General features: G+C 64.0%; 27 protein-coding genes. 14 read left to right on the forward strand and 13 right to left on the reverse strand.

What is annotated here, in order from left to right:
* Positions 1–52 precede the first annotated feature (52 nt).
* The gene (locus E5X88_RS19730) at positions 53–736 is read left to right on the forward strand and encodes a DUF1326 domain-containing protein (protein ID WP_292164220.1); all 684 of its coding nucleotides are present in this window, start codon (positions 53–55) and stop codon (positions 734–736) included.
* Positions 737–933: 197 nt separating this feature from the next.
* Here E5X88_RS19730 and E5X88_RS19735 read toward each other — a convergent pair whose 3' ends face one another.
* From E5X88_RS19735 to E5X88_RS19750, 4 genes are read right to left on the reverse strand one after another with little or no spacing between them, the layout of a single operon-like run.
* A complete protein-coding gene (locus tag E5X88_RS19735; protein ID WP_292164221.1) occupies positions 934–1,248 on the reverse strand; it encodes a DUF6665 family protein in 315 nt (104 codons plus the stop codon).
* Positions 1,249–1,283: 35 nt separating this feature from the next.
* Positions 1,284–3,167, reverse strand: coding sequence for an ABC transporter ATP-binding protein (locus tag E5X88_RS19740; protein WP_292164223.1), 1,884 nt, complete (start codon positions 3,165–3,167; stop codon positions 1,284–1,286).
* 10 nt (positions 3,168–3,177) lie between these two features.
* Complete coding sequence (locus tag E5X88_RS19745) at positions 3,178–5,052, reverse strand: ABC transporter ATP-binding protein (RefSeq protein WP_292164225.1); 1,875 nt, start codon at positions 5,050–5,052, stop codon at positions 3,178–3,180.
* A gap of 13 nt (positions 5,053–5,065) precedes the next feature.
* On the reverse strand, positions 5,066–5,524 hold the full coding sequence (locus E5X88_RS19750; protein WP_292164227.1) for a hypothetical protein: 459 nt from the start codon (positions 5,522–5,524) through the stop codon (positions 5,066–5,068).
* A gap of 422 nt (positions 5,525–5,946) precedes the next feature.
* Here E5X88_RS19750 and E5X88_RS19755 point away from each other — a divergent pair, with 422 nt between their 5' ends.
* Both E5X88_RS19755 and soxR read left to right on the forward strand, forming a co-directional pair.
* The gene (locus E5X88_RS19755; RefSeq protein ID WP_292164228.1) at positions 5,947–6,405 is read left to right on the forward strand and encodes a tRNA (cytidine(34)-2'-O)-methyltransferase; all 459 of its coding nucleotides are present in this window, start codon (positions 5,947–5,949) and stop codon (positions 6,403–6,405) included.
* Positions 6,406–6,587: 182 nt separating this feature from the next.
* Positions 6,588–7,034 (forward strand): redox-sensitive transcriptional activator SoxR, encoded by a 447-nt coding sequence (soxR, locus tag E5X88_RS19760; protein ID WP_292164230.1) that lies wholly within the window; start codon positions 6,588–6,590, stop codon positions 7,032–7,034.
* Here the strand turns inward: soxR and E5X88_RS19765 are convergent.
* The gene (locus E5X88_RS19765) at positions 7,031–7,288 is read right to left on the reverse strand and encodes a hypothetical protein (protein ID WP_292164232.1); all 258 of its coding nucleotides are present in this window, start codon (positions 7,286–7,288) and stop codon (positions 7,031–7,033) included. The two genes, soxR and E5X88_RS19765, sit on opposite strands and share 4 nt — an antisense overlap.
* Positions 7,289–7,393: 105 nt before the next feature.
* Here E5X88_RS19765 and hemF point away from each other — a divergent pair, with 105 nt between their 5' ends.
* From hemF to E5X88_RS19780, 3 genes are all read left to right on the forward strand, one after another.
* Positions 7,394–8,308 (forward strand): oxygen-dependent coproporphyrinogen oxidase, encoded by a 915-nt coding sequence (gene hemF / locus E5X88_RS19770; protein WP_292164235.1) that lies wholly within the window; start codon positions 7,394–7,396, stop codon positions 8,306–8,308.
* A gap of 249 nt (positions 8,309–8,557) precedes the next feature.
* Positions 8,558–8,818 carry a DUF1344 domain-containing protein gene (locus tag E5X88_RS19775; RefSeq protein WP_292164237.1) on the forward strand — a complete coding sequence of 87 codons (261 nt, stop codon included), beginning with the start codon at positions 8,558–8,560 and terminating at the stop codon, positions 8,816–8,818.
* A 251-nt stretch (positions 8,819–9,069) separates the two neighbouring features.
* A complete protein-coding gene (locus tag E5X88_RS19780; protein ID WP_126034401.1) occupies positions 9,070–9,255 on the forward strand; it encodes a DUF1059 domain-containing protein in 186 nt (61 codons plus the stop codon).
* Positions 9,256–9,260: 5 nt separating this feature from the next.
* On the opposite strand, the gene E5X88_RS19785 is transcribed toward E5X88_RS19780, so the two are convergent.
* Genes E5X88_RS19785 through E5X88_RS19795 form a run of 3 tightly spaced genes read right to left on the reverse strand, consistent with a single transcriptional unit; the run spans position 9,261 to position 11,784 of the window.
* Complete coding sequence (locus E5X88_RS19785) at positions 9,261–10,529, reverse strand: CCA tRNA nucleotidyltransferase (protein WP_292164239.1); 1,269 nt, start codon at positions 10,527–10,529, stop codon at positions 9,261–9,263.
* The gene (locus E5X88_RS19790) at positions 10,526–11,155 is read right to left on the reverse strand and encodes a CoA pyrophosphatase (RefSeq protein WP_292164241.1); all 630 of its coding nucleotides are present in this window, start codon (positions 11,153–11,155) and stop codon (positions 10,526–10,528) included. The genes E5X88_RS19785 and E5X88_RS19790 overlap by 4 nt, the downstream gene beginning before the upstream one ends.
* Positions 11,155–11,784 (reverse strand): DUF1285 domain-containing protein, encoded by a 630-nt coding sequence (locus E5X88_RS19795; protein WP_292164367.1) that lies wholly within the window; start codon positions 11,782–11,784, stop codon positions 11,155–11,157. The genes E5X88_RS19790 and E5X88_RS19795 overlap by 1 nt, the downstream gene beginning before the upstream one ends.
* Before the next feature lie 146 nt (positions 11,785–11,930).
* On the opposite strand from E5X88_RS19795, the gene E5X88_RS19800 reads away from it, so the two are divergent.
* The 4 genes from E5X88_RS19800 to E5X88_RS19815 are packed head-to-tail and all read left to right on the forward strand — an operon-like array spanning position 11,931 to position 18,774.
* A complete protein-coding gene (locus E5X88_RS19800) occupies positions 11,931–12,935 on the forward strand; it encodes a MoxR family ATPase (protein ID WP_292164242.1) in 1,005 nt (334 codons plus the stop codon).
* Positions 12,935–13,849, forward strand: a complete 915-nt coding sequence (locus E5X88_RS19805; protein WP_292164244.1) for a DUF58 domain-containing protein — start codon at positions 12,935–12,937, stop codon at positions 13,847–13,849. The genes E5X88_RS19800 and E5X88_RS19805 overlap by 1 nt, the downstream gene beginning before the upstream one ends.
* The gene (locus tag E5X88_RS19810) at positions 13,846–16,668 is read left to right on the forward strand and encodes a DUF4159 domain-containing protein (RefSeq protein ID WP_292164246.1); all 2,823 of its coding nucleotides are present in this window, start codon (positions 13,846–13,848) and stop codon (positions 16,666–16,668) included. Before E5X88_RS19805 ends, E5X88_RS19810 begins: the two co-directional genes overlap by 4 nt.
* Before the next feature lie 3 nt (positions 16,669–16,671).
* The gene (locus tag E5X88_RS19815; RefSeq protein ID WP_292164248.1) at positions 16,672–18,774 is read left to right on the forward strand and encodes a hypothetical protein; all 2,103 of its coding nucleotides are present in this window, start codon (positions 16,672–16,674) and stop codon (positions 18,772–18,774) included.
* Positions 18,775–18,939: 165 nt separating this feature from the next.
* Here the strand turns inward: E5X88_RS19815 and clpS are convergent, their stop codons facing one another.
* On the reverse strand, positions 18,940–19,245 hold the full coding sequence (clpS, locus tag E5X88_RS19820; protein WP_023799954.1) for an ATP-dependent Clp protease adapter ClpS: 306 nt from the start codon (positions 19,243–19,245) through the stop codon (positions 18,940–18,942).
* Between the two features lie 411 nt (positions 19,246–19,656).
* Here clpS and E5X88_RS19825 point away from each other — a divergent pair, with 411 nt between their 5' ends.
* From E5X88_RS19825 to E5X88_RS19835, 3 genes are read left to right on the forward strand one after another with little or no spacing between them, the layout of a single operon-like run.
* The gene (locus E5X88_RS19825) at positions 19,657–19,971 is read left to right on the forward strand and encodes a helix-turn-helix domain-containing protein (RefSeq protein WP_292164252.1); all 315 of its coding nucleotides are present in this window, start codon (positions 19,657–19,659) and stop codon (positions 19,969–19,971) included.
* A 2-nt stretch (positions 19,972–19,973) separates the two neighbouring features.
* The gene (locus tag E5X88_RS19830) at positions 19,974–20,438 is read left to right on the forward strand and encodes an SRPBCC family protein (protein WP_292164253.1); all 465 of its coding nucleotides are present in this window, start codon (positions 19,974–19,976) and stop codon (positions 20,436–20,438) included.
* 58 nt (positions 20,439–20,496) lie between these two features.
* Positions 20,497–20,949: a GFA family protein gene (locus E5X88_RS19835; protein ID WP_292164254.1), complete on the forward strand. Its 453-nt coding sequence runs from the start codon at positions 20,497–20,499 to the stop codon at positions 20,947–20,949.
* Positions 20,950–21,149: 200 nt separating this feature from the next.
* Here E5X88_RS19835 and E5X88_RS19840 read toward each other — a convergent pair whose 3' ends face one another.
* From E5X88_RS19840 to E5X88_RS19855, 4 genes are all read right to left on the reverse strand, one after another.
* Positions 21,150–22,187, reverse strand: coding sequence for an MBL fold metallo-hydrolase (locus tag E5X88_RS19840; protein ID WP_292164257.1), 1,038 nt, complete (start codon positions 22,185–22,187; stop codon positions 21,150–21,152).
* Positions 22,188–22,444: 257 nt separating this feature from the next.
* The gene (gene choV / locus E5X88_RS19845; protein ID WP_292164259.1) at positions 22,445–23,626 is read right to left on the reverse strand and encodes a choline ABC transporter ATP-binding protein; all 1,182 of its coding nucleotides are present in this window, start codon (positions 23,624–23,626) and stop codon (positions 22,445–22,447) included.
* Positions 23,623–24,477 (reverse strand): choline ABC transporter permease subunit, encoded by an 855-nt coding sequence (gene choW / locus E5X88_RS19850; protein WP_292164261.1) that lies wholly within the window; start codon positions 24,475–24,477, stop codon positions 23,623–23,625. The genes choV and choW overlap by 4 nt, the downstream gene beginning before the upstream one ends.
* Positions 24,478–24,597: 120 nt before the next feature.
* Positions 24,598–25,533 carry a choline ABC transporter substrate-binding protein gene (locus E5X88_RS19855; RefSeq protein WP_292164263.1) on the reverse strand — a complete coding sequence of 312 codons (936 nt, stop codon included), beginning with the start codon at positions 25,531–25,533 and terminating at the stop codon, positions 24,598–24,600.
* 249 nt (positions 25,534–25,782) lie between these two features.
* Between E5X88_RS19855 and E5X88_RS19860 the strand changes: the two genes are divergently transcribed.
* Positions 25,783–26,394 (forward strand): thymidine kinase, encoded by a 612-nt coding sequence (locus E5X88_RS19860; RefSeq protein WP_292164264.1) that lies wholly within the window; start codon positions 25,783–25,785, stop codon positions 26,392–26,394.
* Positions 26,395–26,435: the final 41 nt, after the last annotated feature.

Below are 26,435 nucleotides of genomic sequence, written 5' to 3' on the forward strand. Positions count from 1 at the left end.
TGATGGTTGCGCCAACATCGGCGCTCTAAAAAGCTGAGCTAGGGAGGACAACATGGCTCACAAAAGAATGGCGGACCAATGGGTATTGAACAGCGAAACCTATGATAACTGCAATTGCGAGATCAATTGCGGTTGCCAGTTCAATCTGCCGAGCACCCACGGCTATTGTCAGTCGGCCTTCATCGGCCACATTGCCGAAGGCTATTTCAACGAGACGCCGATTACAGGATTGAACTGGGCGGGGCTCTACAAATGGCCTGGAGAAATCAAAGACGGAAACGGCAAACGTCAGATCGTCATAGATGAACGAGCGGACGAAGCACAGCGGAGCGCCTTAGAAACAATAATCTCAGGCAGGGCCTGCAAGCCATTGAGCAATTTCTTCTCTGTTTTCGCGTCGACCTGTTCCGAGTTTTGCGAGACTTTGTTCTTGCCGATCGAGCTGGTGGCCGACCTGGAAGGTCGCACCGCCAGGGTCGAAATACCAGGCGTACTGAAGAGCAGGGCGAGTCCGAAGATCAACGAGTTCAATGGTGAACCGTTTCATATTGCGATTGCCCGTCCGAGCGGCAGTTTCGAGTTTACCTACGCGGAACTCGGACTAGGCAGCACATCGGTCATTGGTGATATGGAGATGGCGTTCGAAGGTACTTGGGCGCACTTTTGTATTCACCACTTCAATCAGGATGGCCTGGTGCGCGAAAGATCAAGGCTCACAGCGTGGCTTGGTGCATAAGTCCGGGTTTGGTGAATGACGGCAGAGCATCACGAGCACCGGTTCGGCCGGCTCCAACGAAGCGATCCGATTGAGACCGAGGCGCCAGACGGCCACTCTTGTGCATGTCCATCCGGTCCCGGGCGAGGAATCACTGAAATCTCGCAGCTCAGCTTCCTCGCCCGGGACCGGATGGACAACCTATTGAAAGCTCATATCTATTTGGCACCGAGCCTGGCCAGCACGGCCTTGGGGATGTTGTATTCCCGGATCACCGCGTCGTGCCTGCGCAAGCCGCATAATTCCCGCTGGATGAAATAGCCGTGGACCGCCTCCGCCGCGTCCTTGAGCAGCCGGGCACGCTGTTCGCCATCGTCGCTATTTTCACGCAACCTCGTCAGCGTTTCCTCCACGCGCCGGCCGGCGCGGCCGAGCGCCGCCGCCTTTTCGCCGAGGATTTCATGGCCGAGCAGGTCAAGCGCCGACTCCTGCGCGCCGGACCGTCCGAAATTCGATGGCATCCGCACCGACATGATCCACTCCCGGTTTCTTGCCGAAAATCCTCGCCCTACTCCGCCGGCCGCGTCTCTTCCAGCACGCTTTCCTCGTGGAACAGGAACCCGCCGGACTGCCGTTTCCACAACCGCGCGTAGAGCCCGTCGAGCGCAACCAGCTCGTCATGCGTACCTTGTTCGACGATGCGGCCGCCGTCGAGCACCACCAGACGATCGAGTGCTGCGATGGTCGACAGCCGGTGCGCGATGGCGATGACCGTCTTGTTCTCCATCAGCCTCGTCAGATTCTCCTGGATGGCTGCCTCGATGTCGGAATCGAGCGCCGACGTCGCCTCGTCGAGTATCAGGATCGGCGCATCCTTGAGGAAGACGCGGGCGATCGCCACGCGCTGGCGCTGGCCGCCCGACAGCTTCACGCCGCGCTCGCCGACAAAGGCCTCGTAGCCGGTGCGACCGCGATTGTCGCGCAGGCCGAGGATGAAGTCGTGCGCCTCGGCCTTCTTCGCCGCCGCGATCACCTCGGCGTCGGTTGCGTCGGGCATGCCGAGCTTGATGTTGTCGCGCAGGGAACGATGGAAAAGTGCCGTATCCTGGCTGACGACGCCGATATTGGCGCGCAGCGAATCCTGCGTCACCTCCGAGACATCCTGGCCGTCGATGGTGATCTTGCCGCCCTCGAGGTCGTAGAGGCGCAGGATCAGATTGGCCAGCGTCGTCTTGCCGGCGCCGGACGGCCCGACCAGCCCGACCTTCTCGCCCGGCCGCACGACGAGGTCGATGCCGTTGAGCACGCCAAACCCCTTGCCGTAGTGGAACTCGACCTTCTTCACATCGATGCGGCCACCGGTCACGACAAGCTCCCTGGCGTCAGGCGCATCGGTCAGGCCGAGCGATTGCGAGATCAGCGCCTTGGAGTTTTCCAGCACGCCGAGATTGCGCAGGATCCCGTTGAGCTGCATCATCAGGCGGCCGAGCAGCATGTTGAGCCGCAACACCAGCGACAGCGTGAAGGCGACGGCACCTACGGTGATCGAGCCTTCGACCCAGAGATAGACGGCAAAACCGGCAATCGCGGTGATCATGATCCCCGACAGCGTCGTCAGCGCCATGCGCACGCCGGTCAGCCGGCGGGTGAACGGGCGCAGCGCGTCGAGATAGATATCGAAGCCGCTCCTGATGTAGCGGTCGTCGCCGTCGGCGGAGAACAGCTTCAGCGTCTGCACGTTCGAATAGGAATCGACGATGCGGCCGGTGATCATCGAACCGGCCTCGGCGGTCTCCTCGGCATGCTTGCGGATAGCCGGCAGATAGCGTTTTGCCAGCCAGCCGAAGGCGGTGATCCAGATCACCACCAGCACCGCCAGCCGCAAGTCGAGGCCGGCGACCAGCACCAGCGTCGTCACCGTATAGACGACCATGAACCAGACGACCTCGATGAAGCTCTGCATCAAATCGCCGGTCGCCTGCCCCGCCTGCCAGACCTTGGTCGCGATGCGGCCGGCGAAATCGTTCTGGAAAAAGGCATAGGACTGGCGCGAGACATGGCGGTGCGCCTGCCAGCGCACCAGATTGTAGAAGCCGGGCGTGATCGTCTGCTCGTCGACCAGCGCCGCCAGGCCGACGACGACGGTGCGGATGACCAGCACCACGGCGGCCATGAAGACAAGTTCGGGACCGGCGGCAGCCCACAGTGCGTCCCAACTGCGCTCGCCGGGGAGCTGGTCGAGTATGTCGACCAGCCTGCCGACGAAGTAGAACAGTCCGGCTTCGACCAGCGGCGCGATGCCGCCGATGACCAGCATGGCGAAGAAGGCGACCTTCGCCTGGCCGACATAGTGCCAGAGGAAACCGCTGACGCTGACCGGTGGCCGAAGAGTCGCGGGCTCCCTGAACGGATAGACCCAGTTCTCGAACCAGCGATAGACGGCTGTCATCATTCGGCGGCCATCATTCTGCTGCTTGCCCCCTAACCGTGGCATCGTTGGCGGTCGCACCATCGTCGAGCAGGAAGCCGCCAGACTGGCGCTGCCAAAGCTGCGCATAGAGCCCGCCGCTGGCGACGAGTTCCTCATGCGAACCTTCTTCGATGATGCGGCCCTTGTCCATGACGACGAGCCTGTCCATCGCCGCGATGGTCGAGAGCCGGTGCGCGATGGCGATGACGGTCTTGCCTTGCATGAGCTTGTAGAGGTTCTCCTGGATGGCCGCCTCGGCCTCGGAATCGAGCGCAGACGTCGCCTCGTCGAGAATGAGGATCGGCGCGTCCTTCAGCATAACGCGGGCAATGGCGATGCGTTGCCGCTGGCCGCCAGACAATTTGACGCCGCGATCGCCGACATGCGCATCGAAACCCTTGCGGCCACTGGCGTCCGAAAGCCCTGATATGAAATCGAGCGCCTCGGCGCGGCGTGCTGCCTCGATCAGCATCTCGTTGCTGGCGTCCGGCCGGCCATAGAGGATGTTCTCGCGCACCGAACGGTGCAGCAGCGAGGTGTCCTGCGTGACCATGGCGATCTGGGCACGCAGCGAATCCTGCGTCACCGAGGCGATTTCCTGGCCGTCGATCAGGATCTTGCCGCTTTCAAGGTCGTAGAAGCGCAACAGAAGGTTGACCAGCGTCGACTTGCCGGCGCCCGAGCGGCCGACGATACCGACCTTCTCGCCCGGCTTCACCGTCAGCGACAGGCTCTCGATCACGCCCTTCTTTTTGCCGTAGTGGAAGCGGATGTCCTCGAAGCGGATTTCGCCCTTGGTCACGGCAATGTCCTTGGCTCCAGGCCTATCTTCCACCAGACGCGGCAGTGAGATCGAGCCGATGCCGTCCTGCACCGTGCCGATGTTCTCGAACAGGGCCGACATCTCCCACATGATCCATTGCGACATGCCCCACAGCCGCAGCACGAGGCCGATGACCACGGCGACGGCGCCGATCGTCACCGCCTGCCCGAGCCATAGCCACAGCGAGATCGCGGTGACCGAAAACAACAGCAGCGAGTTCAGGACGTAGAGCAGGCCGTAGAGCTGCGTCACCAGCCGCATCGACCGGTAGACCGTCTCGAGAAAGCCGGCCATGCCTTCCCTAGCGAAGGACGCTTCGCGGCGCGCATGCGAGAACAGCTTGACCGTCTGGATGTTGGAATAGCTGTCGACGACGCGGCCGGTCATGGTCGAGCGCGCGTTGGCCTGCTCCTCGCCGACCTTGCCCAGCCGCGGGATGAAGTAGCGCAAAAGCAAGATATAGCCGGCGAGCCAGCCGGCAAGCGGTGCCGCCAGCCGCCAGTCGGCCGAGCCGACGATGAACAGCATGCCGAGGAAATAGACGACGACGTAGTTGAGCACGTCGATGAGCTTGATGACGCATTCGCGCACGGCGAGCGCCGTTTGCATCAGCTTGGTGGCGATGCGCCCGGCGAACTCATCCTGATAGAAGGTCATCGACTGCTTGAGCAGGTAGCGATGCACCTGCCAGCGGATCCGCATCGGATAATTGCCCATCAGCGTCTGCTGGCTGAGGAGCGAATGGAACCAGACCGTCGCCGGCAGCGCGAACACCACGACAAAGGCCATGCCGGCGAGCTTCCATCCCTCGGTCTCAAGGAACGTCTCGCGGTTCTGCGCCGACAGCCAGTCGACGATCCGGCCGAGAAAGCCGAACATCCACACCTCGGCAAGGGCGATAGCCGTCACCAGCACCGCATCGAGACCGATGTAGGGCCAGGCGCCGCGCGTATAGTGCACGCAGAAGGCGATCAGCGTCCTCGGCGGCTCGACCGGCTCCTCGGCGGGGAACGGATCGAGCTTTTTTTCAAACCAGCGGAACATTGTCTTGGCACTCTTATGCTTGTTTTCGCTCACGCGGCGCGGGAGCGTATAACGGCCTGGCAACGCGTGGCGTCCTGGGAACGCGTGGCGTCCCGGGAACGCGTGCGTCAAGGATCGGCGTCCCGGAATCACCCGGGCCGCCGATCCTGCTTCGCGCCATATAGGATGTCGCGGGCTTTTCGCCGACAGGCTCGTTGGACGATTCTGACGGCGCTGTGTCGACAACCCTAAGTTTCGCGCCTGTTTTTGCGCCAGGGCGGATCAGCCTGATGAGCCGGCGCACCAGCGACGGCCGGCTGCGGTCGGGAACCGCGCGCGAGAAATCGACGTCCGGCAGCATGCCGCGATGCGGGCGCCGGCGGGTCTCGGCGTGAACCGCAGACGAATAGGTTTCGCCGATCAAAAGCGCCCAGGTCGCCATCCTGCGCTCGTGCAGGCTTCTTGAGCCGGGAATCTTGCAGGGATCGAACATCGGTCCGTCCTCCATGTGAAAATACAGAAAAAAGGGTGAGTCCGGCCTGTTCGCGGGCGAATGGCCAGCGAAAGGCAGGGATTGAACAGAGGCGTGTTCAGGTGGGGCGTTCAGCCCCTTCGACAACTTGAAAAACATCGCAGGATTCCTTCGAAGGCCGAAAAAGTTTCCGGCTAAGAATCGGTGCGATTGAAGTCTAAAAGATCAGGAGAATCGTCGTACCGAAACCGCCGGCAGGCTGGTAAGCCCACAAGAGGGGCGCTGGATGTACATGATCATCATGAGTTACCCCTCCATCGGTTCGGGTTGACAATGCCCGGCGTATAACCGACTTCGCAGAAAATGACCACCCGCCAGTCCAGCAATTTCCAAAACCGCGAGGCCCCTGTGGCCGATCTGCCACGGATCAAAAGAGCGCGGAAATGAACGACCGTCTCCGCATCGCGCTCTACCAGCCGGATATCGCCGGCAACACCGGGACAATCCTGCGCTTCGCCGCTTGCCTCGGTCTCGGCGTCGACATCATCGAACCGGCCGGCTTTCCGCTCTCCGACCGGGCGCTGAAACGGGCCGGCATGGATTATCTCAAAATGGCGCGGCTTTCCCGGCATGTCGACTGGCATGCCTTCGAGAACTGGCGCAGAGGCGAAGCGCGGCGACTGGTGCTGCTGTCGACCAGAGCCGCGACCGCCTACACAGATTTCACCTTCGCCGATGCCGACATTCTTCTTTTCGGCCGCGAATCCGCAGGCGTGCCGGATCCTGTCCACGAGGCGGCGGATACGCGACTGATCATCCCGATGCAGCCCGGCGCGCGCAGCATCAACGTCGCGCTTTCCGTCGCCATGGTGGCCGGCGAGGCGATCCGGCAACTCGGATAGGATTTGCAGCCCGTCGGCGGGCGCAGCCATCACGGCCGTTTTCTGGCCGACGACCGCACCCTCTCCTGTCATTCTCACCCAGGCGCACATCGCCTTCTCCTGCGGTTCGCATGTCTGGTTTGCATGTCCTGGGTTTCTTCGTTACAAGCTCAACCTAACTTGAGGTCAAGCGGAAAATTCGAATGGTTGCGGTGACGGAATTGACGGTCGGCCAGGTCGCCACGCGAAGCGGGGTGGCGGTATCGGCACTGCATTTCTACGAGGCGCGCGGACTGATCCGCAGCCACCGCACATCAGGCAACCAGCGGCGCTACGGCCGCGACGTGCTGAGGCGTGTGGCGATCATCAGGGTAGCGCAGGAGGTCGGCATCTCGCTGGCCGAAATCGGCGCGGCACTCGAATCGCTGCCTGAAGGCCGCACGCCGACGCGCGAGGATTGGAACCTGCTTTCAACGAACTGGCGCGACCAGCTCGATCAGAAGATTGCCCAGCTGAAGAAGCTGCGCGACGGGCTGACCGACTGCATCGGCTGCGGCTGCATGTCGATCGACAAGTGCCCGCTGCGGAACAAGGAAGACCGGCTGAGCGCCCAAGGCCCGGGAGCAAGGCGGCTGTTGGTCGCGCTTTAGTCCGCCCCCGGCAGCCGCCTGATGGTGAATTCGATGACGTCGCCCGGCCGCTCGAACCAGCTTTCGATCTCGGTCCAGTAGGCCTGCTTGGGAAAGCGCTCGAACCACTCCTGCGCCTTGAGGCGCGCATCGGAACGCGGCAGGACGAAAGTCTCGCGCAGGAACCCGTCGCGCGGCAGGCGCTCGCGCTCGGCGCGCGAACGGTCGAGCCTCTTCTTCAGGCCATCCAGCGGCGGTCTTGCCGGAGTGCGCACGAAAGAACTCCATTCACACTTGACCCTTGCACCCAAGAGATTAGGGATCGCGGCCGGAAAAGACGAGTCATTTGTCGGGCTACGCCCCACAACCGGAGACAGCATTTGCAACGACCCGAAATAGCGGCGGGGCTGCCGGCCGACATCGAACAGAAGAAGATGAAGGCGCGGCTGTGGTTCGAGACGTTGCGCGAGCGCATCTGCGCCGCGTTCGAACAGATCGAGCAGGACCTGCAGGGGCCGCAGGCCTCATGGTCGCCCGGCCGCTTCGAAAAGACGCCGTGGGAGCGCGATGCGGGCAAAGGCGGCGGCGGCACTATGTCGATGATGCGTGGCCGCGTCTTCGAGAAGGTCGGCGTCCACACCTCCACCGTCTATGGCGAGTTCTCGCCGGAGTTCAGGAAGCAGATGCCGGGCGCCGAGGAAGACCCGCGCTTCTGGGCGAGCGGCATTTCGCTGATCGCCCACCCGTGGAATCCCAACGTGCCGGCCGTGCATATGAACACGCGCATGGTCGTCACCTCGCGACAGTGGTTCGGCGGCGGCGCCGACCTGACGCCGGTGCTCGACCGTCGCCGCACCCAGGACGACCCGGACACGGTTGCCTTCCACCGCGCCATGCAATTCGCCTGCGAGAAGCACCCCGCGGTGGCCGACCACGCGAAATTCAAGGCCTGGTGCGACGAGTATTTCTATCTGCCGCACCGCAACGAACCGCGCGGCACCGGCGGCATCTTCTTCGACTGGCTGCATTCGGACGAGGACAGAGGCGGCTGGGACGCCGATTTCAACTTCGTCCAGGATGTCGGGCGCGCTTTTCTCGTCGTCTACGGGCATCTCGTGCGGGCCAATTTCAACGACAACTGGACCGATGGCGACCGCGAAGAGCAACTCGTTCGCCGTGGCCGCTACGTCGAATTCAACTTACTTCACGATCGCGGCACCATCTTTGGGCTGAAGACCGGCGGCAACGTCGCCTCGATCCTGTCCAGCCTGCCGCCAGAGGTGAAATGGCCGTAAAATCTCGGTGAGTTGGACGTGAGCCGCAATCACGTCCAAATCGCCGGATCTTGGCGGCGAATGTGGCGCACAGAATATCTTTTTCGTCTAATATCCGTTTGAAAAAACAGGACTAATTTCCGTTTCCGGGCCGGGAAACGCCGGCGGTTCTCGCCTCCTCTAGAACCGCGACCCGACGCGACCGGACGGCCCATGATTGAGTGGGGCACCTTCCCAAGCAGGTGCCCTCATTTTCCAGGAGAGCATGCCATGCGCAAGCTTGTTATGACGGTTGCGGCTGTTGCCGTTCTTGCCTCTGGTGGCGCTGCCTTCGCAGCGGTCAAACACACCACGGGCACGATCAAGACCTATGATGGAACGGCCATGAGCCTTGTTCTGGACGACGGATCGACCTTTACGCTGCCCAAGGCCTTCAAGAATCCTGGCCTGAAGGCCGGCGAAAAGGTCCGCGTTTCGTGGGACATGAGCGGCAAGCACAAGATTGCCGAGGCAGTCAGGATCGTGAAGTGATGGCCTTCCCCATTGGAGCAAAGCGAGACTGGTCTTGCTCTATGTAGCATATAAAGGGCGGAGCAGCGATGCTCCGCCTTTTTCGGTCTTTGCGGCAACCAAAGCCCGTTCAATCGTGTTATGCTTGCTTCCCGCGTGCATGACCCCAAAACGAACCGGTTTCCGACAGGGATCATGCGTCGATCAAGGTGCTGGAGCTTCCGCGCTCAAGCAAGTGTGCGGCGCTCCAAGGAGGAAAAGGGAGAAATCCGATGAAGGAATTCCACTGCGGCTCGCTCGTACCGGGTTGTGACTGGCATACGCGCGCCGACGAGGAAGCCGAAGTCATGCGTCGCGCGGTCGAGCATATGCGCGAGACGCATGGCGAGACGATCATCCGCGAGACGATGATCGAAGCCATCCGTTCGCGCATTGAAAAGGCCCGCGATGCCGCCTGACTTGCCTAGCTTTCGAGTGCTTTTGCGGCGCGCTTGAGGAGCGCGCCGCGATCGAGCGCAAAGCCGGATTCGACCCACTCGTTTTCAAGGTTTTTCAGGATTGCGCCGAGTTTCGGCCCGGGCGACGCGCCAAGCGTCGTCAGATCCGCGCCCTTGAGCGGAAAGTCAGGCTTTTTCCATCTTCCGGCGAAGGCCAGCAGGCGCGAGAAGCCACCGGCTTCGAGCAGCGCGTCATTGTCCTCGACCGCGCGGGCTCGGGCGGAAGCGAGCGACAGCCGCAAGCGATCGACAAGCCCCTGATAATCGCCACGATAGAGCCGTTTTGCGAGTTCCGCTTCGGTCGTCTTCGGCTCGACGGGCGCTGTCAGCGCCCACTGCCTGAGGCGGCCGGCTTCGCTGATGGAGAATTTCAGCCGCTCGGCGAGCGTCTTCATCCGCGCGGCGTCCGGCGGCACGATCGCTTCCAGCCTGAGCAGCGGTTCCGACGTCCAGCCCAGATCCTTCTCGGCCCTGGTCAGCGCATGGATCGAATCGATGCCCCATTTTTCGCTCTCCGGCAGAACGCTGGTGAGCACGCCGGCCTGGCGCATCCACAGCAAGGCGCGCGACGGGTCGGGGGCCGACAGCAGCTTCTTCAGCTCGGACCAGACGCGCTCGGCCGAGAGTTGGCTAAGCCCACCCTTGAGCCGGGCGCAAGCCTTCAGCCCTTCGGCATCGGGCCGGCCGTCGCCATACCAGGCGAAGAAGCGGAAAAAGCGCAGGATGCGCAGATAATCCTCGCGGATGCGCGCTTCCGGATCGCCAATGAAGCGCAGCCGGCGCGCCTCTATGTCGGCTATGCCGCCAACCAGGTCGACGACCGTGCCGTCGGCCTCGGCATAGAGCGCGTTGATGGTGAAATCGCGCCGTTCCGCGTCGGCCCTCCAGTCGCGCCCGAACGAGACCTTGGCTCGCCGCCCGTCGGTCTCGATGTCGGCACGCAACGTGGTCACCTCGAACGGCTTCCCGCCGGCGACAATCGTGATGGTGCCGTGCTCGATGCCGGTCGGCACGGCCTTGAAGCCCGCCGCCTCGGTGCGGCGGATGGTTTCATCAGGCAGGCAAGTGGTGGCGATATCGACATCGGCGACCGGCTGGCCGATGAGCGCGTTGCGCACCGCGCCGCCGGCGACACGTGCCTCCTCGCCGCCATCCGCCAGCGCCGCCAGCAGGCGCTGCAGGTGCTGTTCGCCGAGCCAGTCGGCTTTGCCCGCGAGCGACACCCGGCCGCTCACGTATAGAGCCTTTCATAGAGCGTGCGGATGATGCCGGCGGTGACGCCCCAGATACGCTGGCCGCCATAGGGCATCTCGTAGAAGACCCATTCCAGATCGTTCCACATGCGGCTGTCGCGGCCATGGTTGGCCGGGTCCATCAGGAAGCGCAGCGGCACTTCGAAGGCGGCGTCGACCTCATCGGAATTCAGCGCCAGTGAAAAACCCGGCCGCACTATTCCCAGCACCGGGGCGATGCGGTAGCCGCTGCCGGAGGCATAATCGGGCATGCGGCCGATGATCTCGATCCGGTCCTGGCCAAGTCCGATCTCCTCGAATGTCTCGCGCAATGCCGCCGCCTCCGGGCTCGGGTCGGTCGGATCGATCGTGCCGCCGGGAAAGGCCACCTGCCCCGAATGGTTGCGCAGCTTCTCCGCTCGCTTGGTCAGCAGAACCGTGGCGTCGCGCCCGTGATCGACCACCGGGATCAGCACGGCGGCATCGCGCAGTGCCTTGGCGGGCTTCAAACGCGGATGGCCGGGGTTGAAACGATGGTCGCCATCGTCGGCGGCGTGCGCCAGCGGCTGTGCCGCGACGCGTGCGCGAAAATCCTCTGCGGAAAACGGCGTCGGCGTCATCTGGTCCATCACGCGCTCAGCCGCTGCAATTTTTCCGCCGGCATGATCGGATAGACCGCGCCCTTCGAGCGGACGGCAAACATCCTTCTGCCGCCGACCTCGATCTCCTCGCCATGCTCGACCAGTTCGTACATGACCGGCCGCGCCACCAGCGCTTCCAGCCGCCCGCGCACCAGCACATAGGGTTTCAGGCCACCGGTCGCGTCCTCGTCGACGAAGCGCAACGGATGGTCCGGCCCGGCCTCGACCACGTCACCGACATTGGTGCGGAAGGTGATGACCTGGCCAGCACCGGTGCCGGAAACGTCCATCTCGACGGCGATGAAAGGCGCGTCGACGACGCGGATGCCGACCCTTTCCATCGGTGTCACCAGATAGGTCTGGCCGTCCTCGTCCTTGCGCAGCACGGACGAGAAAAGCTGCACCAGCGGCATGCGGCCGATCGGCGTGCCCTGGTAGAACCAGGTGCCGTCCTGTCTGATCTCCATGTCGAGGTCGCCGCAAAAGGCCGGATTCCAGCGCTCCACCGGTGCCGGCCCCTTGCCCGCGCGGGCGGCACGCGAGATCAGCGCTTGCAGCCCGTGCACCTCGGTGGCGGCCATCAGACTCGCTTCAGGATCGTCGGCGCGTTCTGTCATGGTCACGAAATAGTCACTGTTGTTCCGCTTGTCAGCCTAAGTCTGTGATTTAAGTTCAAAGACAGGCGCCATGCCAGACCGAATCGCGGCATCCTGCGGCGTCGAAGGTGCAAGCTGGTATTTCCAACGAGAAGGATCGATGCTGCATGAGCGTGATGATCAAGGAAAGCCCGATCAGCGAAAAAGACATGATCACCCAGGCCGAGACGGCGCTGGCCGACATTTCCAGGGTTCGCGATGGCGTCGGGCGTGTCATCTTCGGCCAGGAAAGCGTCGTCGAACGCACGCTGGTGGCGCTGCTGGCCGGCGGCCATGCGCTGCTGGTCGGCGTGCCCGGCCTCGCCAAGACCAAGCTGGTCGAAACGCTTGGCATTGTGCTCGGCCTCGATTCCCGCCGCATCCAGTTCACGCCCGACTTGATGCCGTCCGATATTCTCGGCTCCGAGGTGATGGAACAGGACGAGTTCGGCAAACGGTCCTTCCGCTTCATCTCCGGGCCGATCTTCGCGCAGTTGCTGATGGCCGACGAGATCAACCGCGCCTCGCCGCGCACCCAGTCGGCGCTGCTGCAGTCGATGCAGGAATACCACGTCACCATTGCCGGTATCCGTCACGACCTGCCGGCGCCCTTCCACGTGCTGGCGACGCAGAATCCGCTCGAGCAGGAAGGCACCTATCCGCTGCCCGAGGCGCAGCTCGACCGTTTCCTGATGCAGGTCGACATCCTCTATCCGGAAATCGAGGCGGAGCGCCGCATCCTTCTGGAAACCACCGGCATCGAGGATGCCAAGGCGCAGAACGTGCTGCAGCCGGCGCGGCTGAAGGAGATCCAGACCCTCATCCGCCGCATGCCGGTGCCTGAAAGCGTCGTCGACGCGATCCTCCAGCTGGTGCGCTCGGCGCGCCCCGGCCAGGGCAATGCCGAAACCGACAAGCACGTCGCCTGGGGCCCGGGCCCGCGCGCCAGCCAGGCGCTGACGCTATGCGCCCGCGCCCGCGCGCTCTATGATGGACGGCTGGCGCCGTCGGTCGACGATATCAGAGCGCTGGCCGAGCCGGTGCTGCAGCACCGCATGGCGTTGACCTTCGCCGCCCGTGCCGAGAGCACGACAGTGCGCGACGTCGTGGCGAAACTGGCAAAAGGGATCTGATGGCGCGCATAGGCGAGGCACAGGCACCGGCAGCGACGCGTGACGCGCTCGCCCGCGGCCGGTTGCGTGCTTCGCTGGTGCCGGATCTGCTGGTCGAGGCGCGCCGCATCGTCAACACGGTGATCGCCGGCTGGCACGGCCGCCGCAAGCGCGGCATCGGCGAGAATTTCTGGCAGTTCCGGCCCTATGTCGAAGGCGATTCCTCGCGCATCGACTGGCGCCGCTCGGCCCGCGACGACCACACCTATGTGCGCGACCGCGAATGGGAGGCCGCCCATACGGTATGGCTGTGGGCCGACCCCTCGCCTTCCATGCTCTACAAATCGACCGGGGCCACCGTCTCGAAGGAATCCCGCGCGCTGGTGCTGGCGCTGGCCATGGCCGAGCTTCTGTCGCGCAGCGGCGAGCGTATCGCCTGGCCCGGCCTGACCGATCCGTTCACCGCCCGCAACGGCGCCGAGCGCATCGCGGCGCAGCTCGCCCATGCCGGTGAGCTGCCGGCAAAGCCCGACCTGTCCGCCATCCGGCGCTTCTGCGACATCGTCATCGTCAGCGATTTCCTCGATCCGGTCGAGGACACCATCGCCTGGCTCGACGTGCTCGCCCGCCACGGCGTGCGTGCCCATCTGATCGAGGTCGCCGACCCGGCCGAGGAGAGATTTCCCTATGCCGGCCGCACCGAATTCACCGATCCCGAGACCGGCGACAAGCTGACTGCCGGCCGCGCCGAAACGCTTGGCGATGAATACCGCCTGCTTTACATCGCCCGCCGCCAGGAACTGGCCGCCTGGTGCAATCGGCTCGGCTGGAGCTTCACCGTCAACCACACCGACCGCCTCGCTTCCGAGGCGCTGGTGCGTGTCCACATGGCCATGACCGTCGATGGCAGCTTAGCCGGGAGGATCAGCGCATGAGCTGGTTGCCGCTCTCCTTCGGCGCGCCGATGGTGCTGTGGGGCCTTCTGGCCCTGCCGGTGATCTGGTGGCTTTTGCGGTTCACCCCACCCAAGCCGCAGACCGAGATCTTCCCGCCGCTGAAGATCCTGGCCCGCGTGCTGAAGCGCGAGGAGACGCCGCAACAGAGCCCGTGGTGGCTGACGCTGCTCAGGCTGCTGATGGCGGCCCTTATCGTTGCGGCGCTGGCCGAACCTGTCTTCAACCCGCGTGAAAGACTGCCGGCCGAAGGCGCCGCCCTTGCGCTGGTCATCGACAATGACTGGGCAAGTGCCGCCGACTGGGGCCAGCGCGTCGCCACCGCCGAACGGCTGATCGCCGACGCCAGCTCCAACGACGTGCCCGTCATCATCGCCTTCACCGCCGAAAAGCCAAACGCCGAGATCGGCCCCTTCGACGCCGCCACCGCGCTTGACCGGCTGCGCGCGGCAAAGCCGCGGCCGATCCCGACCGACCGCCCTGCCGTCTACGCCCGCGTCGCGGCAACCCTGGAGACCTTGCCGGGCGCCAGCGTCGCCGTGCTCGCCGACGGTCTGGCGGCGGAAGGCGACGAGGCGGCCTTCAACACGCTTCTGTCGAAGAACGCCGCGCGTGTCGTCTGGGCCGTATCCGACCGGCCTGCCTTGATCGGCCTGACCGGCGCCGACAACCAGGTGGACGGCTTCGAGCTGACCGCCATCCGCGCGCCGGGCGATCCGGCGCCGGCTCAGGTGACCGCCGGCGCCTTCGACGACAAGGGCCGCCGCATCGCCGACGCCACGCTGACCTTCTCGCCCGGCGAATCCACCGCCACCGGCACGATGGCGGTGCCGTTCGAACTGCGCAACGATTTCGCTTCGATCGCGCTTGACGGCGAGCGGCAGGCCGGCGCCGTCCGCGTGCTCGACGAGAGTTCCAAGCGCCGCCGCGTCGGGCTGCTGTCGCAGGCCGAGGCCGACCAGGCGCAGCCGCTTCTGTCGCCGCTCTACTACATCCGCCGCGCGCTGCAGCCCTTCGCCGATCTGGTCGAACCGTCCAGCGCCGACCTTGCCGACGCCATCCCGCAGCTCCTCGACCAGAAGCCGGCGATGATCGTCATGGCCGATATCGGCACCATTCCGGAGCAAGTGCGGCAAAGGCTGGTCGACTGGGTCGACAATGGCGGCACGCTGGTGCGGTTCGCCGGCTCGCGGCTGGTCGCCGCCGGCAATGACGACGATCTGCTGCCGGTCAGGCTGCGCATCGGCGAGCGCTCGCTCGGCGGCGCGCTGTCGTGGACGACGCCGCAGGCAGTCACCGACTTTCCCAAGACCGGCCCCTTCGCCGACCTGGCTCCGCCCGCCGAGGTCACCGTCACCAGGCAAGTGCTGGCCGAGCCGACGCCTGATATCGTCGAGCGCACCTGGGCCACGCTTGCCGACGGCACGCCGCTGGTGACCGGGATGAAGAAGGGCAAGGGCACGCTCGTCCTGTTCCATGTCACGCCGGAGGCGACATGGTCGAACCTGCCGATCTCCGGCAGCTTCGTCGAGATGCTGCGGCGCATCGTGCAACTGTCGCGCAACCAGGGTGCGGCGGTCGCCAATGCCGAAGCCGCCGCCACTTCGCTGGCGCCCTACCGCATGATATCAGCCGACGGCACGCTCGTGCCGCCGACGCCGGATGCACGGCCGCTGGTGCCGGGTACCGGCCCGCTGCCGGTGACGTTCGAGAACCCGCCCGGCCTGTACGGAACCGAGACCGGCGTCTTTGCCCACAATCTGCTCGATGCCGAAAGCAGCTTCGCACCGCTGGTCCGTCCTCAGATCACCGTGCCGGTCACCACCGTCCAGTACGCTTTCGACGAATCGCACAATTTGAAGGGCCCGCTGGTGGCGACAGCCCTTGTGCTGATGGTGCTCGACACGCTGGCCGTGTTCTGGATGGGCGGCCTCTTCTCGCGCCGGCCCCGCCACGCCCGCGCTGCCGCAACCACCGCCGCCCTGCTGATTGCGCTCGGCGCCCTGGTCGGCCACGCCGACATCGCCCGCGCCGATGATGCCAAACCCGGCGATGAGCGGGCGATCGAGGACATTTCGAAGACCCGGATCGCCTATGTGCAGACCGGCGAACGGAGCGTCGATTCGATCAGCCAGGCCGGGCTGGAGGGCCTGACCCGCTTCCTGATCGAGAAGACCGCGCTCGAGCCGGGGGCGCCGGCCAGTGTCGATATCTCGAAGGATCAGCTGTCCTTCTATCCCCTGATCTATTGGCCGATCGACCCTGCCGCACCGATGCCGAGCCAGGCGGCGATCGCCCGCGTCGACGCCTATATGCAGCAGGGCGGCACGGTGCTGTTCGACACGCGCGACCAGTTCGCCACCGGCATCGGCGCGGATTCGGCCAGCCCGGCGACAGAGCGGCTGCGCGACATCCTCGGCAATCTCAACGTGCCGCCGCTGGAACCGGTGCCGTCGGACCACGTGCTGACCAAGTCCTTCTACATCCTGCCTGAATTTCCCGGACGCTTCGCCGGCGGCCCGCTCTGGGTCGCGGCGTCGCTCGAAGCCAGCAACGTCGAGAACCGCCCCGTGCGCACCGGCGACGGCGTCTCGCCGATCATGATCACCGCCAACGATTTCGCCGGCGCCTGGGCGGTCGACGAGAATGGCGACCCGCTCTTGCCGACCGTGCCGTCGGACCCGATGCAGCGCATTTATGCGCTGCGCGCCGGCGTCAACATCATGATGTACATGCTGACCGGCAACTACAAATCCGATCAGGTGCACGTGCCGGTGCTGCTCGAACGGCTGGGGCAGTAAGCCATGAACTGGTCGCTCGCCTTCGAACCGCTCATCTCCTTGCCGCTGCTTGGCCTGGTGCTGGCGCCGCTGTTGCTGCTGGCATTGGCCGGCCTGTGGTTTCGCCAGCGCGGCGCGGTCTTCCGTTTCGCCGCCCTGCTCGCGCTGGGCGCGGCCCTGCTCAACCCGGTGTTCCTCGACGAAGAGCGCGAGGCGCTGAAAAGCGTCGTCGCCGTCGTCGTCGACCGCAGCCAGAGCCAGGACATCGGCGAGCGCACCAAGCAGACCGACGAGGCGCTGGCCGGGCTTCAGCAACGCCTCGGTCGCTTCAAGCAGTTCGACGTCCGCGTCGTCGAGGCCGGCAAGTCGGAAGCCGCCGAGGAACGCACCGAAACGCGGCTTTTCAGCGCGCTTGAGAGTGCTTTCCGCGACGTACCGCCTTCGCGCATCGGCGGCGCCATCATGGTCACCGACGGCGAGGTGCATGACACCCCCGCCGGCACACCCGACTTCAACGCCCCGCTGCATGCGCTGATCACCGGCAACGACCAGGAAAAGGATCGCCGCATCCGCTTCGAGAATGCGCCGCGCTTCGGTCTGGTCGGCAAGCCGCTCGAAATGACCTATCGCGTCATCGCCACCAACAATGAGGCCGGCTCGGTCGATGTGCGGGTGTCGGTCAATGGCGAGCAGGTTTCGGTCGAGCGCGCCACCATCGGCCAGGCCATGCCGCTGCAGGTGACCATTCCCAGCGCCGGCCGCAACATCGTCGAACTGGCCATCGATCCCCAGCCCGGCGAACTCACCGACACCAACAACCGCGCCATCGCGCTGATCGACGGCATCCGCGAGAATTTGCGCGTGCTGCTGGTCTCCGGCGAGCCGCACGCCGGCGAGCGCACCTGGCGCAACCTGCTGAAATCCGACGCCTCGGTCGATCTTGTCCACTTTACCATCCTGCGGCCGCCGGAAAAGCAGGACGGCACGCCGATCAACGAATTGTCGCTGATCGCCTTCCCGACGCGCGAGCTGTTCGTCGAGAAGATCAAGGATTTCGACCTGATCATCTTCGACCGCTACCAGCACCGCGACGTGCTGCCGATCCTCTATTACGACTACATCGCCGAATATGTCGAAAAGGGCGGCGCATTGCTGATCGCGGCAGGGCCCGAATATGCCGGCGAAAGCTCGATCGCCCGCACGCCTCTGATGTCGGCGCTGCCGGCGATGCCCACCGGCGAAGTCGTCGACAAGGCCTTCTATCCGCGCCTCACCGAGCTTGGCCAGCGCCATCCGGTGACGCGCGCGCTCGACGGCTCCGCCACCGAGCCGCCGCACTGGAGCCGCTGGTTCCGCACCATCGGCGTCGAGAACCCCGAAGGCGAGGCGGTGATGAAGGGCGCCGACAACCGTCCGCTGCTCCTGCTCGACCGCAAGGGCGAAGGCCGCGTCGGCATGTTCCTGTCCGACCAGGGCTGGTTGTGGGCGCGCGGCTACGAGGGCGGCGGTCCGCATGTCCAGCTCTATCGCCGCATCGCCCACTGGCTGATGAAGGAGCCCGAACTCGAAGAGGAGCGGCTGACCGCCGACGGCCGCGGCATGATGCTGGAAATCCGTCGCCAGACGATGAGCGACGACCCCGGCCCGGCGCAGGTCATCACCCCGTCCGGCAAGGCGATGACCGTGAAACTCGAGGGATCCGAACCCGGCGTTTTCCTGGGCAGCATCGAGACCAACGAAATCGGCCTCTATCAGGTCGGCAATGGAGATTTGAAGGCGCTTGCCCATGTCGGCCCGGTCAACGCGCCTGAATTCACCGACGTCGTCTCCACCCAGAACCGGCTGAAAGCGCCGACCGAGGCCACTGGCGGCAGCGTGCGCCGGCTGGCGCCCCCATCGTCAGCTCTTGGGTCAGCTCTTGGTAACCTCGCCGGCGGCGTGACGCTGCCCTCGGTCGTCCCGGTCCGCGCCTCGGGCGCGGCCACCGGCAACGACTGGATCGGTCTGCGCACCACCGACGACAGCGTGCTGAAGGCCGTCTCGCGCGTACCGCTGTTCGGCGGGTTTCTCGGCCTCGGCCTGCTGCTTCTGGCATTGGGTTCGATGTGGTACCGCGAGGGGCGGTAGCTCCCTTCTCCCCGTGACTATACGGGGAGAAGGTGCCGGCAGGCGGATGAGGAGCGGCGCCAGCCCTGCGAATTTTGTCCGAACTTTGCGCTGCCCCTCACCCTGCTCCGCCCGGCAAGCCGGGCTTCGCTTCCCTCTCCCCGTAAACGGGGCAAGGGAAGAGCACTACTCCTCCGGCTCCGTCGTGAACATCAGCGGATAGCCCTTGGCCTTGCCGGCATCGGTCGCCCGCGTCGCCTTGGTTTCGGCGACGTCCCTGGTGAAGACGGCGACGACGCAGACGCCGCGCTGGTGCGCGGTGATCATCACCCGCCGCGCCTGGTCCTCGCTCAGCTTGAATTCGCCCTTGAGCACCGTCACCACGAACTCGCGCGGCGTGAAATCGTCATTGAGGAGGATGACCTTGTAGAGCTTCGGCCGTTCGATCTTCGGCTTGGTTTTAGTGCGGGGTTTGGTGACGATCTCAGGCATCGGAACCGGCAGTCGCGCGCAAGAATTTCGCTTTCATTCTGACATAGGCAAAAGCGGTCGTCCATTTTGAGCCGTGCGCAAACCGCGATCCGGCGGGCGCGGCCGTTTCACAAGTCCGAGATTGCCGCTCGCGGCGGGGATTGCATCACCAAAGCGTGGGATCAAAGCGCAGCGAAATTGCGAGGTCGGTTATCCCGGGCCGCAAATCGAGCGCGGAAATGGCACGGCGCTACGACGTGAGCGGGCCGACGGGGAGCAGAATTGCTGCCGTGACCTGACTGCGAAAGACCGACTTGGGTTGGGAAGCTCACATTGCCGTCATTGATCTGAGCGACCGGGTCGCGGGCTTAGCTGCCAATTGACATGCAGGTATTTACCTGCATATTGTGTTCTCACATTCGAGTGAGACCGATGCAAGCCGACAAGGTTTTCAAAGCGCTGGGCGATCCGACACGCAGAAGGCTGCTTGACCTTCTTTGTGAGAAGAACGGGCAGACGCTCGGCCAGCTTTGCGAAAACCTGGACATGGCCCGGCAATCGGCCACGCAGCACCTCGGGATATTGGAGGCGGCCAATCTGGTGAGCACGGTCAGGCGTGGACGGGAAAAGCTGCATTTCATCAATCCCGTGCCGCTGCACGAGGTCTACGAACGGTGGGTGCGGAAATTCGAACACCAGCGGCTCAGCCTGCTGCACGATCTGAAGAAGGAACTTGAAGGAGAGTGACAATGACCGAAGAGACGACCAGCTTTGTTTACGTGACCTATATTCTCTCGACCCCGGAAAAGGTGTTCGAGGCCATAACGAAACCGGACGTCACAAGGCGCTACTGGGGGCACGAGAACGTCTCCGACTGGAATCCCGGATCGAACTGGGAACATATCCGTGCCAACGATGAGCGAACCGTCGAACTCGTCGGCAAGGTCATCGAGGTCTCGCCGCCGACCCGTCTCGTCATCACCTGGGCGAATGCTTCGCAGGCCTCCGATCCGGCAAGCTACAGCCGGGTGACGTTCGCGATCGAGGAATACGACAACATGGTCCGGCTGACCGTCACCCATGACGAACTCGAAGCCGGCAGCGGGATGGCGAAAGGCATCAAACAAGGTTGGCCGGCCGTCCTGTCCAGCCTGAAATCCTTCCTCGAAACCGGCCGCGGCATTGACCTTTTCGCCAAGCCCAAATCGGCCTGATCCCCAATCCTGATCCCTTGTGGTGCCAATCAACAAGTCTGCCAGCGGGAGAATGACAATGACCACGACCTATACTGGCGCCAAAGCCTATGCCGGCGCCAAAACCTATACCGGCGGATGCGCGTGCGGCGCGATCCGCTATGAAACGAGCAGCGAACCCATCTTCGAGAACCACTGCCAATGCCGGGATTGCCAGAAACGAAGCGGCACGGGGCATGGATCCTATCTGACCTTTCCCCGGCGAGCCGACGTGACAATTACGGGCGAAGCGAACACCTGGCGGGTAGCAGGCGACAGCGGGAACGAAAAGGTCCACGCCTTCTGCCCGACCTGCGGAACGCCGGTCTATCTGACATCCGTCGAAATGCCGGAACCGATTGCGGTCCACGCGACCACCCTTGACGACCCCGGCCAATTCAACCCGCAGGTGGTCACGTACACCATCCACGGCCATGCGTGGGACACGATTGATTCCTCGTTGCAGAAATTCGAGCGAATGCCACCCGGATAAATTCCGCTGAGAGCAATACGAAACTGCCGACAATGTTGATGGTCCGCCAGGGCTTAAGCCGTTCGTCGCGGTTGTCGGCGGCATCGGGTCGTTTGGTGCCGAAAGGCCGGGGCCAAGTGGCATCACTCGGCGCCGCAGAAATGCTGATAAAACAAATAGATAGAGCGGGATTTCCGGTTCAGTTTTGAACGCATCCCGCTCTAGCGGGTGAGCGGGCCGCTCGCCTTCCTCCAGGCATCGATGCCGCCTTGGATGTGCCGGGCGCTAGCAATCCCCGCATCCTGTGCCGCCTGAACCGCCATGGCCGAGCGCTCGCCGAAGGCGCAATAAAACAGCAGTCGCCTGCTGGTCGACCTGGCGAGCTCATGCAGCATCCCGCCCGCGGCGATGTTCTCCTGCAGCGTCGTATAAGGCACATGCAACGCCCCCGGAATGATGCCGTGCCGTTCTCGCTCGGAGCGCTCGCGCAGATCGATCAGCGCGATATCGGGCTCTCCCACCAGCGCAAGCGCCTGCTCGGCCGTGACTGCCCAGCCACGCCGCGCAATCTCTTCCTGATGAAGCCCGACCTTCATGTTGGCAGGCACGGCGACATCCATCATTTTCGGATTCGCAAGCTTCAAATTGTTCATGATCTCGACGTAGTCTTCCACCGACTTCACTTGCAGGCGCGGATTGAAGGCCTTTTCCTCGCCGATGGTCGAGACGGTCTCGCCCTTGTAATCATGCGCCGGGTAGATCAGCGTCTCGTCGGGAAGCTTGAGCAGGCGGCCAAAGATCGATTCATATTGCTGCCGCGGATCGCCATTCTGGAAATCGGTGCGGCCAGTGCCGCGGATGAGCAGCGTATCACCGGTGAAGACCCGGTCCGGCAGAATGAAGCTGTAGGAATCATCGGTGTGGCCGGGTGTGTAGATCACGTCGAGCGCAAGCCCCTCGATGGTGAGCTTGTCGCCATCGGAAAGTCGCATCGAAACCACGTCCGCCTTGGTCTGCTCGCCCATCACGGTGATGCACTGGGTCTTGTCGCGCAGCGCCCCCAGGCCGGTGATGTGGTCAGCGTGCAGGTGCGTGTCCACCGCCTTGACGAGCTTGAGGTCGAGCTCATGCACGAGCTGGAGATAGCGATCGACCTTCTCCAGCACGGGATCGATGATCAGCGATTCGCCGCCCCGGCGGCTGGCGAGCAGATAGGAGTAGGTGCCCGAGACAGAGTCGAAGAGCTGCCGGAAGATCATTCTGCCACATGCTCCGTTGAATCCCCGCCTCTCCGACAGAGCCGGGATGGCTCCATCTCTTTTACCATGATCCCGAAAATCGGTCCCCACTTTTCGCCGACGCGGACCTTCGGTTCGCGATCATGCTCTCCTGCACACCTATCCGCGCTGGTCGAATTCTTCGATCAGGCTTGGCTGACCCATCTGGCAAATGCCGCGGCGTAGCGTGAACGAGCCATATGGCTGATTTCGTTTCCCCGTGCGCGGCGAGAAGAAGACTATCGCCGCAACACCGCTGACAGCACATCCCTGACGCCGATGGCGCCGACGAAGCGCGACTGGTCGTCGAACAGCGCAACCGGTGCGGTCTGCGAGCGGTACATGGCAAGCATAACCGTCTTCAGCGACGTGCCGGGATTGGCCCAGAACACCTGCGCCGTCTCCTCCGGCTGCGCCTCGACATCGGCGCAGGACACCCACACCGCCGGCCGGCCGTTGCGTTCGGCCGCCACCACCAGCCCGTGCTCGTCGATCTTGAAACGCGTCGTCTTGCGGCGGTCGAGCCACACCCAGCCGTCCTCGCCCTGGTCGAGGTCGCGGCGGTCGCGCATCACGTTCCAGGCGGTCAGTACTGAGAGCGGATTCACATTGGCGATGAAGTCGCGGACATAGTCGTTGGCGGGGCGCAGCACGATGTCTTCCGGCGCGCCGGTCTGCACGATGCGCCCGCCCTCCATGATGGTGATGTGGCTGCCGATCTTCAGCGCCTCCTCGAGGTCGTGGCTGACGAAGATGATGGTCTTCTTCAGTTCGGCCTGAAGCTGCAGCAGCTCGTCCTGCAGCTTGGTCCGGATCAGCGGGTCGAGCGCCGAGAACGGCTCGTCCATCAACAGGATCGGCGCTTCGGTGGCGAACGCGCGCGCCAGCCCGACGCGCTGCTGCATGCCGCCGGAAAGCTCGTGCGCGTATTTCTTCGACCACTGGTCAAGATTGACCAGCTTGAGCTGGCGATGCACGCGCTCCTTGCGCTCGGCTTCGGGCACGCCGGCGAGTTCGAGGCCGAGGCCGACATTCTCCTCCACCGTGCGCCACGGCAGCAGGCCGAACTGCTGGAACACCATCGCCACCTGCTTCTGCCGCAGCCGCCGAAGGGTCGCCTCGTCGCAGGTGACGACATCGACCGTCTTGTCGCCGTCCTTGACCAGAACCTGGCCGCGCGAAACGACGTTCAGCCGGTTGACGGCGCGCAGCAGCGTCGACTTGCCCGAGCCGGACAGGCCCATCAGCACGGAAATCTCGCCCTCATGCACGGTGAGGCTTGCCCCGGCGCAGCCCAGCACATTGCCGGTCTTTTCGAGGATCTCGGCGCGGGTGGCGCCGCTGTCGATGAGCGCCAGCGAGCCGGCCTGGTCACTGCCGAAGACGATGTCGACATTCCTGAAATCGACGGCGACGGTCATTTCTTGCCTCCAACGCCAATGCGGGTCATCCGGTCGAGCACGATGGCCAGCACGACGATGGCCAGCCCTGCCTCGAGCCCGAGATCGATCCTGCGCGAGCCGAGCGCCCGGTTGATCTCGGTGCCGAGGCCGCCGGCGCCGATAAGGGCCGCGAACACCACCATCGACAGCGACAGCATGATCGACTGGGTCAGGCCGGCCATGATTGTGGGCAGCGCCGAAGGCAGTTCGACCTTCCAGAGCAGTTGGCGCTTGGTGGCGCCGAAGGCCTCGCCGGCCTCGATGATCGATTTCGGCACCGAGGTGACGCCGAGATGGGTGAGGCGGACCGGGGTCGGGATGACGAAGATGATGGTGACGACGAGGCCGGGCGCGTTGCCGAGCCCGAACAAGGTCAGCACCGGGATCAGGTAGACGAAGGTCGGCAGCGTCTGCATCAGGTCGAGCACCGGCAGCATGAAGCGGTAGATCTTCGGCTTGTGCGCGGCCCAGATACCGAGCGGCACGCCGATCGCCATCGAGGCGGCGGCGGCGGCAACCACCAGCACCAGCGTCTCCACCGTCTGCTTCCAGAGGTCCTGGTTGAGGATGAACAGCAGTCCGAGGAAGACGGCGAGCGCCAGGCCCTTCGAACGCTGCAGCACATAGGCGAGCAGGGCGATCAGCGCGATGAGCAGGACGGGCGGCAACAAAAGAAGTCCGTCGACCATCCCGTCGAGCAGGAAATTGAGACCGTTGGAAAAGGCCCTCAAGACGGTGTTGAAATTGTCGGTGAGGAAGGTGAAGAAGGCCTTTCCCCAGGCGCCTATGGGAATCTGGTAGCTGACCAGGAATTTCGAAATCGGATCCATCTATCCCCTCTTCTGTCGGCGCCGTCCTTGCCGGACAGTCATCTTGTCACAGGATATGAAAAAGGGCAGCCCTTTCTACCGTGGCTGCCCCTTGTTCCGGTTACCGAATGCAAAGTCGGCTCAGCTTCCGAGCGCGGTCTTGACCGCCGCCGCCGCGTCGCCGCCGTCGAAAGTGGTCACGCCGGCAATCCAGGGGGTGATCGCGTCCGGGTGCGCCTTCAGCCAGTCGGTTGCGACCGTGTTGGCGTCGCCGCCCTTGAGGATCGCATCCATCATCTCGCCTTCCATGTCCAGGTTGAACTTCAGGTTGGCGATGAACTTGCCGGCATTCGGGCATTCGGTCATGTAGCCCTTGCGCACATTGGTATGCACGGTGGCGGCGCCGAAGCCGCTGTCGCCCATGCCGTCGAGATAGGTGATCTTCATGGCGCCCATCACCGGATGCGGCGTCCAGCCGAGGAAGGCGATCCATTCGTTGTTCTGCATCGACTGCTCGGCCTGGGTGAGCATGCCGGCCTCGGAGGATTCGACCAGTTCGAAGCCTTCGAGATTGGCCGCCGGGTCCTTGATCATGTCGAGGATGATGCGGTTGCCGTCATTGCCGGCCTCGATGCCGTAGATCTTGCCGTCGAACTTGTCCTTGAACTTGCCGAGATCGGTCAGCGTCTTGACGCCGCCATCGGCGACATAGGTCGGCACGACGATGCCGTATCCGGCGCCGCTGAGGTTTTCGCTGACGGTCTCGACCGAGCCGTCGGCGGTGTACTCCTTGATGTCGTTGGTCATCGACGGCATCCAGTTGCCGAGGAAGACGTCGAGGTCGTTGTTCTTCAGCGACGCATAGGTCACCGGCACCGAAAGCTGGATCACCTCCGGCTCGTAGCCGAGCGCGGTGAGCAGCACCGAGGCGACGCCGGTCGTCGCCTGGATGTCGGTCCAGCCGACATCGGAGAGACGCACCGTCTTGCAGCTTTCCGGATCGGCGGCGAAAGCTGCACTGGTGGACAGGAAAGCCGCCAGGCCAAGGCCGGCGACGAAGGAATTCATACGCGACATCTGGATTCTCCCATTTCGATTTTCTGGCGAAGCGAAGTTACGGTTTTCATCTCCGCTTTGTTTCGTCAGCCAAACACCATTCTGGTGCGGTTTCAAGCGATAAGGCAATCGCGAACAACGGCGCGGGCTGGCCGATCAGCGACACGCCATCTGCTGCTCCAGCCGCTTTTCTGATGACCAGCCGCTTTTCCGGTGGAATGTGGGGACGGCCCCTCCCCGCCTGGCGGTAACTCGGCTTAAAAGAGCGGCATGGCCAAGCTGTACTTCCACTATGCGACGATGAATGCCGGCAAGACGACGATGCTGCTGCAGGCGTCGTATAATTACCGCGAGCGCGGCATGACGACGATGCTGTTCGTCGCCGGCCATTACCGCAAGGGCGATACCGGGCTGATCTCGTCGCGCATTGGCCTGGAGACGCAAGCCGAGATGTTCCGCGACGGCGACGATCTGTTCGCCCGGGTCGCCGAGCATCACGACCATACGACGGTGCATTGCGTCTTCGTCGACGAGGCGCAGTTCCTCGAGGAGGAGCAGGTGTGGCAACTCGCCCGCATCGCCGACCGGCTGAACATCCCGGTGATGTGCTACGGCCTGCGCACGGATTTCCAGGGCAAGCTGTTTTCCGGCTCGCGCGCGCTGCTCGCCATTGCCGACGAATTGCGCGAGGTGCGCACCATCTGCCGCTGTGGCCGCAAGGCGACGATGGTCGTGCGCCTCGGCGCGGATGGCAAGGTGGCAAGGCAGGGCGAACAGGTGGCGATCGGCAAGGATGTCTACGTCTCGCTCTGCCGCCGCCACTGGGAAGAAGAAATGGGCCGCGCCGCGCCCGACGATTTCATCGGCTTCACCAAAGCCTGACCAGAAGCAGAGACGGCAACCGACCGGGACAAAGGGAGGTG

The organism is Mesorhizobium sp., assembly GCF_004962245.1.
Taxonomy (GTDB): domain Bacteria; phylum Pseudomonadota; class Alphaproteobacteria; order Rhizobiales; family Rhizobiaceae; genus Mesorhizobium.